The sequence below is a fragment of the Actinomyces johnsonii genome, assembly GCF_006546835.1.
Classification (GTDB): Bacteria; Actinomycetota; Actinomycetes; order Actinomycetales; family Actinomycetaceae; genus Actinomyces; species Actinomyces johnsonii.
On record NZ_VICB01000010.1, the window covers coordinates 201,584 to 215,395 of the forward strand.

The window sequence follows — 13,812 nt, forward strand, 5'->3', positions numbered from 1 at the left end:
CATGACCGCGTTCCAACCGTTTCACTCCGCCGTCAACCGGATTCCGGTTCTTAGACCAAAAGTCCTTGATCTTGTGGATCAAAAGGCACTGCCCGCCGACCTGTTCGGGGACCAGCAGCCCCCGGCACACGATCACCTGTCGTCGGAGCGCTGGTCGGGGTCGATCGATCTCGAGCTGACGGTGAGGACTCCTCTCGTCTACGGCGAGCAGAGGGGGAACCCCGGTGGCGGCACCCAGGTCGAGATCCCCACGGATCAGCAGGGGCGTGTGGTCTTCCCGGGGACGATGGTCAAGGGAATGCTGTCGCGTGCCTATGAGGTACTGACCGCGTCCCGATTCAGGGTGTTCGAGGAGCACACCAAGCCGCTCACCTACAGGGCGGATGTCGCTGATGCGTTGCGCCTCGTCCCGGTACGGGTCGTAGAAATGAGCGAAGATGGTGGCCTTGTCGTAGAACTGCTGCGTGGAGAGAAGAAGAAATACGTTAGAGATGAAAATGGCGTCAAACAGGAGTTTCCTGCTGTGTCCGCCGCTTTTCTTCGAGTTGATTCGAGTCATCCTCGTCGTTGCGTTGGGAGCAGTGAGTTCAGGAAGATCCAAGCGATGACTCGACATCAAAACAAGGTTCGCTGCAAACTGAGCTTGTGTATACATCCAAAAGGATATGCGTACTGGCGCGTAATTGGTCTATATGATGCTCGAGATGAACTTGTGGAAATTTATAATGTGCCAAGTGATGTGGAGGTGCTGAAAACAATCGATAAGGTGGTCGGGTATGTCTATCGGAGTGCGAGAGACGAGGAACCTCCGGAAAGCGTTTTCTCGGAGAAGCATAACGAGCGGGTGTTCTTCAGTGTGCCGAATGGCACTAAAAGGATGGTAGCCTCTGCGAGTGCGGTAAATTCTTACTGGAGAATCGTTGAAAGCTACTCGGAGCAGAGAAAAATTAATGAACTGCAACGCAACGTACGTCCGAATCGCTTCACAGGTGTGGACTCCAAAGCTCTCCTTCGCAAAGGCTCCCTGGCGTATGCCGTCCTTTCCGACGATGAGACCGTCGTGGAGGAGCTGGTGCCGACGATGGTTGGACGTCGCTCGTATTGCATGAGTCCCCGGAGTCTTGCTGAGGAACAGTATGTCGCCCCTCTTGGGTCTGCCACAGAGGCGTCCGCCGCAGACAGGCTCTTCGGGTACGTCGTCTCCAATCCGCGTGAAGGTGCAGAAAACGGTGGTGTCGCCTCCAGGGGGAGGCTCATCTTCGGGCAGGTGGATACCTCCTCTGTTGTCTTGAGCAGAGAGGAAACTCCCATCGCTCCTCTTCTCTCCCCCAAACCGGCTTCTGCTCGCAGATTCCTGACTGGAATAAAAGGTGAAACGCCTATGAAGCAGGGTGAGTGCGACGAAGATAACCAGAAGAAGGATAGAGTGCTGCGGCGCTCTGAGTACTTTAGGCCTGGGCAGTATCTGGGCGTGGCGGCTCATCCGGTTCATCGCTCGATCTTGGGGGCGGAGGCGTTTCCTGTGTCAGCGACGCGGGCTCCTCGTCAGGAGGGTCTAAGGCAAGACAATAGCCGGATTTATTCAGTAGTGAAGACATGGATTCGCCCCGGAAGTGTCCTGCGTTGCCGGATGCGGTTTGAGAACCTGGCCGGAAATGAAATCGCCGCCCTAGTCTGGTTGCTCGAACCTGAGAATCTTGTCCCAGTGTCGGAGCAGAACGCGGAAAGAAGTAAGGTCGGATATCTTCGTGTGGGGCTTGGTAAACCATTGGGACTCGGTGCCGTTGAGGTGCGCATGGTGAAGGACGGGCTTCGAGCCGTGAACGTGGGCGGTGAGAACGATCTCTCTGAAGCATATCAGAACCTGTCAGGCTGCTTGGGTGTCAGTGAGACGGTGCATCGTCCTGCGGACTTCGCGCTGAAGATTAACCCGGCCGCCTTGCCGTGGGTTCAGGCTTTCCAACGTGCGTCCTTCGGGTACTCGGACGGCAGGCCTATCCGTCACATGTTGCTCAAAGAGAACCAGGAGAATAACAAGGTCGATGAGTGTGGTAATCCTGAAGCTGGCAGAGGGCTGTCTCCTGTTGACATGAGTGGGAAAGAAATTCCAGCTCCGCTAGAGATTCCTAAGTCTAGGCGTTATAACGGTGGTCAGCATCATCATGACTGATGCCAAGCGGCCACCATGATAATACTTGCCGTGGCCAGCGGCGCTGATCGACACAAGATGCGGTCGTCGTCGCTGGGCAGTGAGATGCGTTGATTCCGAGCCGCGCATACTCGGCGTGCCGCCGGCTTACCACACCCCTCGGTACAGCCCGGCGTCGTCGAGCGCGGGCGCGGTCCCGTGGGCCGCAGAGCGCCCGTGCACTCGGCCAGCAGGATCGCCTAGGCGTAGGAGAGAGCGGCGTTGGCCAGGTCCTTGGGCGGGCGGCGGTTGCGCCCGTCGAAGGCGACCTCCGGTGGGACCAGCCCGGACAGGCAGCCGAAGTATGCCGTTGAGGCGGCGCCCTCCAGCCCCATGAGCTCGTCGACGTCTGCGGCAGGCCGTCGGCGCCGTCGACGATGAGACGGTTTCGGCTGACGTGGACGCGGGCGCCGTCGCGGCCGACGTAGACCACCTGGTCCGGGTCGGGACGGCCCGTGATGTCGTGGCGGGGGTCGACGGGCGGGAAGCTGCGGGAGAAATCCATCCCCAGGTAGCAAAAGCCCTCATCGAAGCTGGTCATGGCGGTTTTCTCCTGGTTGAGTCGGAGTCCTCTGGGCGTCAGGAGGGAGTCGAGGAGCTCGAGGGCCTCCAGCAGGTCGGGTTCATGGGGGCTGCAGATGACGATGTCATCGGCGAAGCGGGCGTAGCCGTAGCCCGCGTCGCCCATGGCCCGGTCGACGTCGGTCAGGGCCAGGTTGGCCAGGAGCGGGGACAGGCAGGACCCCTGGGCGATGCCGCGGTTGCGGGTACGCCGCTCGCCCCTGGCGCGCCGAGGCCGGGCGATGAGCCGGATGAGGTCGATGGTGCGCGGGCAGCTGGCGATGGGGGAGAGGGTGGCCAGGGCGTCCTCGATGCTGAGGTTGGGGAAGTAGTCCTCGATGTCGGTGCGCAGGACGTAGTGGTAGCCGGCGTCCCGCAGCCTGGCGAGGTGGTCGACGGCGTCGTCGGTGCCGATACCCGTCCGGTAGGCGAAGGAGCAGGGGGACATGGCGAGATCGGCCCTGTGGGCGATCGCGTTGACGACCGCGCGCTCGACGACCCGGTCCCGGATCGAGGGGATGTGCAGGGTGCGGACCTCCCCGGACGTGCCCTTGGGGATGCCGAAGCTCAGGAGCGGGTCGGGCTCGTAGGTTCCTGAGCGCAGGGACTCGGAGAGCTCGGTGAGGAAGTCATCGAGATGCTCGGCGAACTCCTTGGTCTTGCGCTGCAGGATGCCGTCGGAGGCGTCCTTGGTGAGGACCATGCGCCAGCCTTCCTCCAGGCCCTCGCGGGAGCTGATGCGCTCGAACGGGGTGCCGGTGGCCGCCTCGGACGATGCAAAGCCCGCCGCGTGCTGGAGCGGGTGAATATCCTCCCCGAGGTGCTGGCCCGGTTTCGCGCGATCGGAACGACGGCGACGACGGTGCGGGCGGGGTGGAGGTGGTGGTGTCGTTGACGATGGTGGTGGTAATGGCGGGGCTGGACGCATCATTGCGGCCTTTCAAGGGCGGGAACGTGAAGAGGCTCTAGAGGGCAGAATATCGAGATTCTGGCGGACAAGGGTAAAAATGGGCATGCGATGTCCCGGCACATGTCGATATATATGTCGTAATGCACCTTCTGGTGCTGGGTGCTTTCTGACACTACAATGACTGTTCTTTACTCTTCTTTTTCTGAGTCTTAATGCACCTTCTGGTGCTGGGTGCCTTCTGACGCGATCAATTAAGCAGCGCGGGCGTCTCGACGTCCAGGTCTTAATGCACCTTCTGGTGCTGGGTGCTTTCTGACAGGGCACACAGGGTGGCTTGCAACGATTGAAGGAGATGTCTTAATGCACCTTCTGGTGCTGGGTGCTTTCTGACGGGGGACGGCACCCAGGCAATGCCCCCACCTCAAACGTCTTAATGCACCTTCTGGTGCTGGGTGCTTTCTGACCCCCCTGCCTCTGGGGGCGGCGTCGTTGCGCCACTTCCAGGAGCTGGAGCGCCACCGGCTCCGCAAGCACCCCGCGGGGCCGGCTGGCACCGCCCCTATTTAACCACTTTTCGGCGTCCTGACGCCAAGCGCCACCGACGCCCCCTCGGGCGCCTTCAGCTACCAACTTCCGACGATGTCAAGCCAAAAGATCGATGTTCCCGCCTGTGACTGTCGACACATCCTGCTTCCGCTGTCGGTCTGTTAGGGCTTTGGGGCCCCTCGGTTGGAGGGCGCAAGGCGACCGTTGGGAGGCGGCCTTGATGCTCCTCACTGGTGTGTGAGGTGCCTTCTGTTGTCAGGATTAAGGGTCATCAGGGTCACGGTGTTGCGTCTTGATGCACCTTGTGGTGCTGGGTGCTTTCTGACACACACCATAGAAAACCTCAGAAAGATGAATAACGTCTTAATGCACCTTCTGGTGCTGGGTGCTTTCTGACAATGAGGTCGTCAAGGACGATCCGGCCCCTGGAAGCGTCTTAATGCACCTTCTGGTGCTGGGTGCTTTCTGACGGAGCCCACGCAGTACTTCAACGAGGCGGGCGAAGAAAGTCTTAATGCACCTTCTGGTGCTGGGTGCTTTCTGACGTGACCTGTCCTGGGCCACAGGCCTCATGCCCGACAAGTCTTAATGCACCTTCTGGTGCTGGGTGCTTTCTGACCCCTGCCTCTGGGGGCGGCGTCGTTGCGCCACTTCCGGGGGCGGGAGCGCCACCGGCTCCGCAAGCACCCCGCGGGGCCGGCCAGCACCGCCCCTATTTAACCACTTTTCGGCGTCCTGACGCCAAGCGCCACCGACGGCCCTTCGGGAACCTTCAGCCACCAACTTCTAACGACGTCAAGCCAAAAGATCGACGTTCCCAGCTGTGACTGTCGACACACTGTGCTTCCGTGGCTCGACCGGCGCGCCGCTGGGCCTCGTCCCCTCCACCTCCTCCTGGCCGTCGATGCTGAAGAACGTCGACCTCTCGAACTCCCCATACAGGCCGCCTCCCCTCCGGTAGGGTCGCCAGAAGTAAGGGGTAGACGGCCATGTCCGCCACTCATCACGCCGCAAAGGAGCCCCGTCGAGTGCCCGCCACCGTATTCGTCCGCTTCGATGCGCCCGGCCCGGTCGAGGCCACACCCCGCCGCCTTCACGCCGCCTGGGGCAGAGTCCTCGACCTCCCCGAAGGCGTCAGCCCCGAGCGCGCCGCCCACTTGCCGGCCCTCGCCCACCGTCCACCCCACGACCAGCCCGGCCCCAAGCCCTACTGCCTGGGCGACATGACCCAGCCCCCGGACGGGCTCGGCGTCGAGCTGCGATTCCTCGACGACCGCCTCCTGGACACGCTTGACGCCTGGCTCGCCTGGGGCGGCGTCCTGCCCATCGGCGACGGCGGCGAGACCACCACCGTGCTCGCCGCCGTCGAGGCTCAGGTCCTCGAACAGGCCGACTGGGAGGACCTCGCCGCCCAGACCGCCGCCACCGCCTGGGATATCCGCCTGCTCACTCCCACCGTCTTCACCTCCCGCGGCCACCACGTCCCCGAGGTCACCGCCGCCTCTCTGGCCACCAGCCTCCACGCGCGCTGGCGCCACTGGTGCCGCCCCCTGGCCCCCGAGCTCCCCGAGCGCGAGCGCCTCACCTCCGTCCTCATCACCCAGGACCGCACCCGCCGCACCGACGTCGGCCTGGGCATGCCCCGTGCCGACCGCCGCGGACGCCTCTCCAACCGCCGCATCCCTGCCAGCGTCGGCGCCCTGCGCATCAGCGCCCCCGCCGCCGGCTCCATCACCGCCGTCTTCTCCCAGCTCATGGCCCTGGCCCGCTACACCAGTGTCGGCTCCCACAGCGCCTACGGGATGGGCGTCATCGACGTCGTCGCGGACGCACCATAGGGGCCGCGGACTGACCCCTAGGCCTCAACCCCCGTGCCCTCAGGCGCGTCCTCGGGAGAAGACAGCCGCCAATCGGCCCGCATCCCCGGATCTTCCCGGCCACGCCCGGCGCGAACGTGAGCAAGCGCAATGGGACCTTTGCCGTGCTATCCGCTAACGTCTGAGGAATCAGTATGTTGAAGGGACCTACCACACGATGAAAGATTCTGGGCGTGAGCCCGGCCGCAAGGACTCGGAGAAGCCGGGCAAGGCCGGCAAGAACGATCGCAGCAAGCGCGACCGCAGGCTCCGCGACTCACTGGGCAACCCGTTCCTGTGGCTGGTGCCCTTCCTCCTGGTCGTCGTCCTCGGCTGGGCCGTTTTCTCCTCGATGTTCGGCTACCGCACCATCGACACCTCCGACGGCCTGAAGCTCCTGCGAGATAAGGCGGACACGATCGAGTCGATCACCGTCATTGACGGCAACCAGCGCGTCGAGCTGGACCTGAGCTCCACCTACGTCCAGCCCAAGAAGAAGGGCGACTCCGAGGCGCGCCCGCTAGGCAAGAAGGTCGAGTTCTCCTACACCGACGCCCAGGCCGAACAGGTCGACCGCCTCGTCCAGGCCGCCGCCCCCAAGGACGGCTTCAACTCCGTGGTGCCCACCACCACCTGGTGGTCCTCACTCATCCAGCTGCTCGTCCCGGCCCTCCTGCTGGGCGGCATCATGTGGTGGCTCATTGGCCGCATGGGCGGTGGGCGCGGCGGCGCCATGGGCTTCGGCCGCTCCAAGGCGAAGGTCGGCTCCAAGGAGATGCCCGACGTCACCTTCGACGACGTCGCCGGGGAGGACGAGGCCGTCGAGGAACTCGAGGAGATCCGCGAGTTCCTCTCCGAGCCGGAGAAGTTCCGTGCCGTCGGCGCCAAGATCCCCAAGGGCGTCCTCCTCTACGGTCCGCCCGGAACCGGAAAGACCCTCCTGGCCAAAGCCGTCGCCGGCGAGGCGGGCGTGCCCTTCTTCTCCATGGCCGCCTCCGAGTTCGTCGAGATGTTCGTCGGCGTGGGCGCCTCGCGCGTACGCGACCTGTTCGACCAGGCCAAGGAGAACGCCCCCGCCATCATCTTCGTCGACGAGATCGACGCCGTCGGCCGTCACCGCGGCTCGGGCACCGGCGGCGGGCACGACGAGCGCGAGCAGACCCTCAACCAGCTCCTGGTCGAGATGGACGGCTTCGACGCCAACACCAACGTCATCCTCATCGCCGCCACCAACCGCCCCGACGTCCTGGACCCGGCGCTCCTGCGCCCCGGCCGCTTCGACCGGCAGGTCAGCGTCGAAGCCCCGGACATGGCCGGGCGCGCCGCCATCCTCAAGGTCCACGCCAAGGGCAAGCCCTTGACCGACGACGTCGACCTCGACCTGGTGGCCAAGCGCACCCCCGGTTTCACCGGGGCCGACCTAGCCAACGTCCTCAACGAGGCCGCCCTGCTCACCGCCCGCTCCAATGCCCAGCTCATCGACAACCGGGCCCTGGACGAGGCCATCGACCGCGTCATCGCCGGTCCGCAGAAGCGCACCCGCGTCATGCGCGACCACGAGAAGCGCGTCACTGCCTACCACGAGGCCGGCCACGCCCTGTGCGCGGCCGCAGGCGCCTACTCCGACCCGGTCACCAAGGTGACGATCCTGCCGCGCGGGCGCGCCCTGGGCTACACCCAGGTCATGCCCCAGGACGACAAGTACTCCACCACCCGCAACGAGCTGCTCGACCAGCTCGTCTACGCCATGGGCGGGCGGGCCGCCGAGGAGATCATCTTCCGCGACCCCACCACCGGCGCCTCCAACGACATCGAGAAGGCCACCTCCACGGCCCGCAAGATGGTCACCGACTACGGCATGACCAGCGCCGTGGGCGCCGTCAAGCTCGGCACCACAGAGAACGAGACGGTTCTGGGGCTCAACGCCACCAACCGCGATTTCTCCGAGCAGGTCGCCGCCACCGTCGACGCCGAGGTCCGCTCCCTGCTGGATACCGCCCACCGCGAGGCCTGGGAGATCCTCACCCGCAACCGCGCCGTGCTCGACGAGCTGGCCGAGGAGCTCCTCTCCCGCGAGACGCTCCTGGAGAAGGATCTGGAGAGGATCTTCACTGGCGTCGTCAAGCAGCCCGAGCGGCCCCTATGGCGCAGCGACGAGTCGTTGCCCGCCGTCGAGGTCGCGCCAGCCACCGTCGCCTCCACCGATGGCGAGGCTGGCGGCGAGTCGGGCGACTCCCACGGCGACGACTTCTGGGGCTACAACCAGTGAGCCGGCCCGGGCCCCGGCGGGCCCGGCAGGCGCAGAGAGACAGAGGCCGACCATGAGCTATGACGCCGAGGGCGTGCGCCGGGCGGTGCGCGAGCTGCTCGTCGCCATTGGGGAGGACCCTGACCGCGACGGCCTGCGCGACACCCCCGAGCGCATGGCGCGCGCCTACGCGGAGATGTTCTCCGGCCTCGGGCAGGACCCGGCCGAGCACGTCGAGCGGGTTTTCGACGTCGGGCACGAGGAGATGGTCCTCGTGCGCGACATCCCCATGTACTCGGTGTGCGAGCACCACCTCCTGCCCTTCCACGGGGCGGCGCACGTGGGCTACATCCCCAGCGCCGACGGGCGCGTCACCGGCCTGTCCAAGGTGGCACGCCTCGTGGACGGCTATGCCCGGCGCCCCCAGGTCCAGGAACGGCTCACCCGGCAGATCGCCGACGCCCTCGTCGAGCGGCTGGAATGCCGGGGCGTGCTCGTCGTCGTCGAGGCCGAGCACCTGTGCATGTCCATGCGGGGCGTGCGCAAGCCCGGCTCCAACACGGTCACCTCCGCCGTGCGCGGCATCATGCGCAACGCCGCCACCCGCTCCGAGGCCATGAGCCTGGTCCTGGGGCGGAGGTCCTGAGCGCGGGCTGACAGTTAAGAGATCTCGACACCGGAATCCAGTGGCTGCCTCCCCGAGTAGAAGTGCGCGCTGACGGTGCCGAGTAGCGCGGGGATGCACTGTACGACGGTTGAGCCGCGCTGGTCAGCGTATGAGGTGCTCCGCGGTGGTGAGGTGTGAGGCGACGGTCATGCGGCGCCTCCAACGGTCGCTCAGTACTCCCCTGCACTCGTGGAGTAGGGTTTTGTCATCGGGGACGTCCGAGAAATCAGATGCTTGTTCATGGTGACCTTATTTCCCGCGTCGACGGCGATAGTGAATCTCAGGGACTTCGAGACGGGGAACGGCTCGCATCATGAACTTGTCGAAGTCCGGGACGGTGAAGGCGGCATATCCGTGCTGAGGCGTGTATAGCAGCCCCATGTCAATGAGTTGAGATCTGATGGGAGCCACTTGTGATGACTCTCGTTTCATGAGGGAAGCGACATCGGCTGCTTTCTGGGGTTCGGAGCCGAGTTCTGCCATGGCTCTCATGTATGCGGTTTGAAGGGGCGTCGCACGGTCGAGCCGTACGCGGAAAAACGACCCGTCCAGCTTTGCTTCGTACGCTTCTTTAGCGATACTGATATCTTCTGCTGTGATGCGGTTTCCGTTCGCTACGATCCATGCTTGGTACCCCAGTTCTTGAATGAAGTATGGGTAGCCGTGAGTGAGGTTGACTGCGAGGTCCACGGCATCTTCGTCGTAGGATACGTTTTCGGTTTCTGCGGGTCCCACAAGTGCTTGCCGGGCTTCCTCAGGGGTGAGGGAGTCGATGCGTGGGAACTGGAACAGCCTTTCGGCGTAAGACTTGGCGTCTCCAGCGAGCTCGGCGATCTGCGGTAGACCTGCGCCCACAAAAGTGATGGGGAGCTTCTTCTGGACAGACTTGTGAACCGCTTGTATGAGTGATTCAAGTTGAACAGTGGTGAGAAACTGAACTTCGTCGATGAGTAGGACGATCCCGGTTTCTTTTTCCTTCGCAACGTCTCCTACGGCTAGAAATACGTCCGTGAGGTCTAGTCCTAGGTCGCCGTGATCGCCGTAGCCTTCGGATGGGTCTACGTCCCACGTGACAGAAAAAGTACCGGATTGGTCCATCGATAGCACAAAGGAGCTGAGTACTTCTGCGGCGTGTCGAGCGCGTTCGCTCCAGCGGCGACGAGGTGATATATGCAGGAGTGCGGCGCGGAACTTGGAGAAGATGGACTGACGGAATGCTGTTTCGTCGTGCTTGCTCGCTTCAAGCTCGATTGACTCCCATCCTGCCAGCTCGGCGAGTTCTGCGAACCTGTTAAGCAGAACGGTCTTGCCGACGCCACGTAACCCGGTCATGATCATCGATTGCTCTGTTCGGCCTCGTTTGAGTCTTTGAAGTAGAATGGAAAACGCTTCGGTTTGCCCATCGCGGCCAATGAGGACCTCTGGCGCCGCTCCTGCGTTGGGCGTGTACGGGTTGTTGATGTTGTCCACGCGGTCATCTTAGGATCTTTACTTAACTTTATCTAGTTCTAATAAAGTTGGGGTAGGCGTAGACTGCCGGGGCGTGCTCGTCGTCGTCGAGGCCGAGCACCTGTGCATGTCCGTGCGGGGCGTGCGCAAGCCCGGCTCCAACACGGTCACCTCCGCCGTGCGCGGCATCATGCGCAACGCTGCCACCCGCTCCGAGGCCATGAGCCTGGTCCTGGGGCGGAGGTCCTGAGCGCGGGCTGACAGTTAAGAGATCTCGACACCGGGGACGGCCGATGAAATAGTGGAGCGATGAGTCCCACGTACAAGAGGCTGCTGGTAGCGGTCGATGCTGGGCTGCTGCTCTACTGGACGGCCGTCTTCCTCAACCTCATTCCCGAGCACCTGCGGTTCAAGGACTACTCCAACCAGGTGATCCAGGCCTGGAACTGGTCCTTCTTCCCACTCGACGTCACCGCCGCCCTGACAGTCTTCCTCGGCGCCTACCTGACGCGCGTGGGCAGCCGGATCGGTGACCTGGTGCTGACGGTCGGGCTCATGCTGACCTTCTGCGCCGGGTTCATGGCGATCTCCTTCTGGTCCTTCTACCGTGACTTCGACCCACTGTGGTGGGGACCCAACGTTCTGCTCATGGTCATCCCGGCGCTCGCCCTCGGCTCCATGGTCTGCCGACGGCTCGAGACTGCGGAGAACCACTCGTGACGGTCAAGGATGCGCTGTGCCCGTCGACGTGGGGAAGCGTGTGCCGCCGAAACGCGCCCGCAGCCGCGACGGTGCTCGGCGTGCTGAGAAACTGCCTGCAATCGACGAGTCGCGGCGTGTGCGCGTGGCTGGCGCTCGGCGGCGCTACCATCTCCGAGGTCTCGGCGACTCTCGCCCTGCGTCAGGCCTTGAACCAGCCGGGCTTCTACGCCGTTGTTGGGATCGGGTACGCGTTGGCCTTCATCCTCCTGTCACTGGCGCTCAAGGCGGGTATGCCGCTCGGCGTCGCCTATGGGCTCTGGGGCGCCGTGGGAGTGGCGCTGACCGCCGTGCTGTCCATGCTTGTCTTTGGTGAGCCGATCACGGTGCTCGTCGCCTTCGGCATTGCGCTCATCATGGCCGGGGTGCTCCTCGTCGAGCTCGGGGCGCAGCGCGCAGGCACACAGGATAAGGACGGTGAGGCGTCATGAGCGGCGTCTACCTTGTAGCGGCTATCGCCTCCGAGACCACTGGCACACTGTCGCTCAAGCTCGCCTCCGACGGTAGAGGGCTGCGGTGGTACGGCGTCGTCATGGCCGGCTACCTAGGGGCCTTCGCCATGTTGACTCTGGCCCTCAATGCGGGTCTGCCGCTCAGTGTCGCCTACGGGATCTGGTCGGCCGGGGGAGTGGCCGTGACGGCAATCGCCTCAAGGCTCCTCTTCGGTGAGCCACTGACCCGCACCATGGTGGCAGGCATCGCGCTCATCATGGCCGGGGTGCTCCTCGTCGAGCTCGGCAGTACGCACTGACAACGCATCGGAGGCGATCGCGGGCCAGAATGTCCAAATCGGAGACAAAGGACCGCCGGCACTCCTTGCCCGCTCATACGAACCGCGGAATCATGCGGTTTTCCTTCGTCAGTGTGCGTCCGTTCCGAGCCTTTGTCTCCGATTTGGACACGATCGGGCCGTTCCTGTCCCGCGTGGACTGGCCAAGCGGCCCCTTGAGGCAAGTGGCGTGGGCAGAAGGCTCTCTCCTCTCGGCCGAGGACATTCGACATCGACGGGTGCAGTTCACGAGCCCGAGGACACGATGGCCTTCCCCAGACGCGCGACGTGTCCCCGCCGGGCGCCATCAGCCCCCGGCCGCGCGGAATATCTCGGCCGGTGCCTCAGGCGGTGTGTACTGGGGATATCGGGTGGAGGAGGATGGTGAAGATGGTGGTCCAGCGGTCGTCGCCCTGACTCACGCTCAGGCCACCGCCCATGGCCTTCATACGGCGCCGCGTCCCCTCCATGCCCGGCCCGAGGAGCCGCGGCAGCGACGAGGCCGGAGGAGTTCCGTACCCTTGCGGGTTTGAGGTTGGGCCGAATTCCTTGAATTCTCCCGACATGCGTGTTTTTTCAGTTGAGGTGAGTCACTCAAAAAAGGTATAGAAATGGAACCCCCTTTTGATCCGGAGGATTTTGGATCAAAAGGGAGTTCCGTGGTTTTTGTTATTCAAGGCCGAAGTTGGTGATTTATTGCCTGTGGCAACAATGATTGCATCAGCATGAGTGATCGGTGTGGCCTTGCTTTTGAGTTCTGTTTGTGTGCCGTCAGTGGCAGCTTCCCAAACGTATTTTTCCTAGAGTAAAGCAGTTGGAAGGGGCGAAGGGTGCCGGGTCGGAGAAACCCGAAACTGAGGCGGCAGTCGAGATGTGCTCCGCTGCTGAGGCGCTGGAGATCGGACACAAAAGCAGAGCTCCTCCGAGGATGGCGGCGGAGAGGATGGGGGAAACGACCTTGCGCATGTTTGACTCCTTGCGGTGGTGGGGTGATGGCTTAAGTCTGGCCTGCCAGCCGGGGCTGCAACAGCCTTCTTATGGATGAAATCACATGCGACTTTCTATGGATGCTGGCAGCTCCGGCGTGCTCAAAGGTGGAGGCGGTCGGCGCGTCAGTCCGTAGTCGTCGGGGGTGTGGGGTGGAGGGGGATGGTGAAGATGGTGGTCCAGCGGTCGAGGGTGTGGGTGATGTGGAGGGAGCCACCGAGGGATTCGATGCGTTGTTGGGCTTGGGTGAGGCCGAGTTGGGATGAGGTGGTGGTGTTGGTGGGTTGGTTGGGGGCGATGGGGTTGGTGCACATGCATTCGAGGGTGTCGTTGTCGGTCTCGATGGTGAGGGTGGCGGTGCTGGAGGGGGGTGTGTACTTGGCGGAGTTGTTGATGAGTTCGGCGATGATGCGTACGAGCTGTTGGCGGACGCCTGGGCCGATGTTGGGGTTGTCGAGCAGGTCGGTGCCGTGGGTGGTCAGGTGGGCGTCTCGGTGTGCGAGGGTTTCTTGGACGGTGTGGATGGTGTCGGTTAGGGGTGGTGGGGGTGAGGCGGCCAGTAGGAGGAGGGAGTCGTCTCCTTCGGCGGCGCTCATGGCTTTGAGGCTGCGTCGTAGTTGTTCGACGGCGGTGCGTACGGGGGTGATGATGGCTGCGAGTTGTTGGTTGAGGTGGGTGTTGTGGGGGTCGGCTAGGCGGGCTTGTTCGGCGATCATGACGGCGTGGCTGAGGTCGCGTACGACGGTGTCGTGGAGTTCGGAGACGACCAGGCGTCGTTGCTGGTCGAGTTTGTGTCGGCGTTCCTGCTCGGCGGTGTCGGCCTGGAGGCGGTGATGACGAACGACCTCACCGATCACCACACAAGGAACACC

10 protein-coding genes, 1 pseudogene and 2 CRISPR repeat arrays are annotated in these 13,812 nt (G+C 63.5%); of the genes and pseudogenes, 8 read left to right on the forward strand and 3 right to left on the reverse strand.

Going from position 1 to position 13,812, the window contains the following annotated elements; translation table 11 throughout:
* Position 1: 1 nt before the first annotated feature.
* Complete coding sequence (locus FK256_RS07905) at positions 2 to 2,170, forward strand: hypothetical protein (RefSeq protein WP_141424367.1); 2,169 nt, start codon at positions 2 to 4, stop codon at positions 2,168 to 2,170.
* On the opposite strand, the gene FK256_RS07910 is transcribed toward FK256_RS07905, so the two are convergent.
* Positions 2,133 to 3,680, reverse strand: coding sequence for a reverse transcriptase domain-containing protein (locus FK256_RS07910; RefSeq protein WP_141424368.1), 1,548 nt, complete (start codon positions 3,678 to 3,680; stop codon positions 2,133 to 2,135). The genes FK256_RS07905 and FK256_RS07910 overlap by 38 nt on opposite strands.
* A gap of 113 nt (positions 3,681 to 3,793) precedes the next feature.
* Positions 3,794 to 4,124: a CRISPR direct-repeat array (repeat unit 37 nt; unit sequence GTCTTAATGCACCTTCTGGTGCTGGGTGCTTTCTGAC).
* A 370-nt stretch (positions 4,125 to 4,494) separates the two neighbouring features.
* Positions 4,495 to 4,824: a CRISPR direct-repeat array (repeat unit 37 nt; unit sequence GTCTTAATGCACCTTCTGGTGCTGGGTGCTTTCTGAC).
* Positions 4,825 to 5,233: 409 nt separating this feature from the next.
* Between FK256_RS07910 and cas6 the strand changes: the two genes are divergently transcribed.
* From cas6 to folE, 3 genes are all read left to right on the forward strand, one after another.
* Positions 5,234 to 6,043, forward strand: coding sequence for a CRISPR system precrRNA processing endoribonuclease RAMP protein Cas6 (gene cas6, locus FK256_RS14765; RefSeq protein WP_141424369.1), 810 nt, complete (start codon positions 5,234 to 5,236; stop codon positions 6,041 to 6,043).
* Positions 6,044 to 6,239: 196 nt separating this feature from the next.
* Positions 6,240 to 8,330: an ATP-dependent zinc metalloprotease FtsH gene (gene ftsH / locus FK256_RS07920; protein ID WP_141424370.1), complete on the forward strand. Its 2,091-nt coding sequence runs from the start codon at positions 6,240 to 6,242 to the stop codon at positions 8,328 to 8,330.
* 52 nt (positions 8,331 to 8,382) lie between these two features.
* Entirely contained in the window at positions 8,383 to 8,955 is a 573-nt protein-coding gene (folE, locus tag FK256_RS07925) for a GTP cyclohydrolase I FolE (RefSeq protein ID WP_009234273.1), read from the forward strand.
* 270 nt (positions 8,956 to 9,225) lie between these two features.
* Here folE and FK256_RS07930 read toward each other — a convergent pair whose 3' ends face one another.
* Positions 9,226 to 10,446: an ATP-binding protein gene (locus FK256_RS07930; RefSeq protein ID WP_039893060.1), complete on the reverse strand. Its 1,221-nt coding sequence runs from the start codon at positions 10,444 to 10,446 to the stop codon at positions 9,226 to 9,228.
* Between the two features lie 58 nt (positions 10,447 to 10,504).
* Here FK256_RS07930 and FK256_RS07935 point away from each other — a divergent pair.
* From FK256_RS07935 to FK256_RS07950, 4 genes and pseudogenes are all read left to right on the forward strand, one after another.
* Positions 10,505 to 10,675, forward strand: a pseudogene (locus tag FK256_RS07935) (GTP cyclohydrolase I); the annotation flags it as partial.
* Between the two features lie 59 nt (positions 10,676 to 10,734).
* Entirely contained in the window at positions 10,735 to 11,145 is a 411-nt protein-coding gene (locus FK256_RS07940) for a YvaD family protein (protein ID WP_021606782.1), read from the forward strand.
* The gene (locus tag FK256_RS07945) at positions 11,142 to 11,615 is read left to right on the forward strand and encodes a DMT family transporter (RefSeq protein ID WP_425321581.1); all 474 of its coding nucleotides are present in this window, start codon (positions 11,142 to 11,144) and stop codon (positions 11,613 to 11,615) included. The genes FK256_RS07940 and FK256_RS07945 overlap by 4 nt, the downstream gene beginning before the upstream one ends.
* Positions 11,612 to 11,935, forward strand: a complete 324-nt coding sequence (locus FK256_RS07950) for a DMT family transporter (protein ID WP_141424371.1) — start codon at positions 11,612 to 11,614, stop codon at positions 11,933 to 11,935. The genes FK256_RS07945 and FK256_RS07950 overlap by 4 nt, the downstream gene beginning before the upstream one ends.
* A 1,130-nt stretch (positions 11,936 to 13,065) precedes the next feature.
* Here FK256_RS07950 and FK256_RS07955 read toward each other — a convergent pair.
* Positions 13,066 to 13,800 (reverse strand): sensor histidine kinase, encoded by a 735-nt coding sequence (locus FK256_RS07955; RefSeq protein WP_342353631.1) that lies wholly within the window; start codon positions 13,798 to 13,800, stop codon positions 13,066 to 13,068.
* Positions 13,801 to 13,812 lie beyond the last annotated feature (12 nt).

Excerpts from the sequence above, each read along its gene's own strand:
- FK256_RS07905 (WP_141424367.1), top strand. The coding sequence starts at position 2 with ATGACCGCGTTCCAACCGTTTCACTCCGCCGTCAACCGGATTCCGGTT.
- FK256_RS07910 (WP_141424368.1), bottom strand. The coding sequence starts at position 3,680 with ATGATGCGTCCAGCCCCGCCATTACCACCACCATCGTCAACGACACCA.
- ftsH (WP_141424370.1), top strand. The coding sequence starts at position 6,240 with ATGAAAGATTCTGGGCGTGAGCCCGGCCGCAAGGACTCGGAGAAGCCG.
- folE (WP_009234273.1), top strand. The coding sequence starts at position 8,383 with ATGAGCTATGACGCCGAGGGCGTGCGCCGGGCGGTGCGCGAGCTGCTC.
- FK256_RS07940 (WP_021606782.1), top strand. The coding sequence starts at position 10,735 with ATGAGTCCCACGTACAAGAGGCTGCTGGTAGCGGTCGATGCTGGGCTG.
- FK256_RS07950 (WP_141424371.1), top strand. The coding sequence starts at position 11,612 with ATGAGCGGCGTCTACCTTGTAGCGGCTATCGCCTCCGAGACCACTGGC.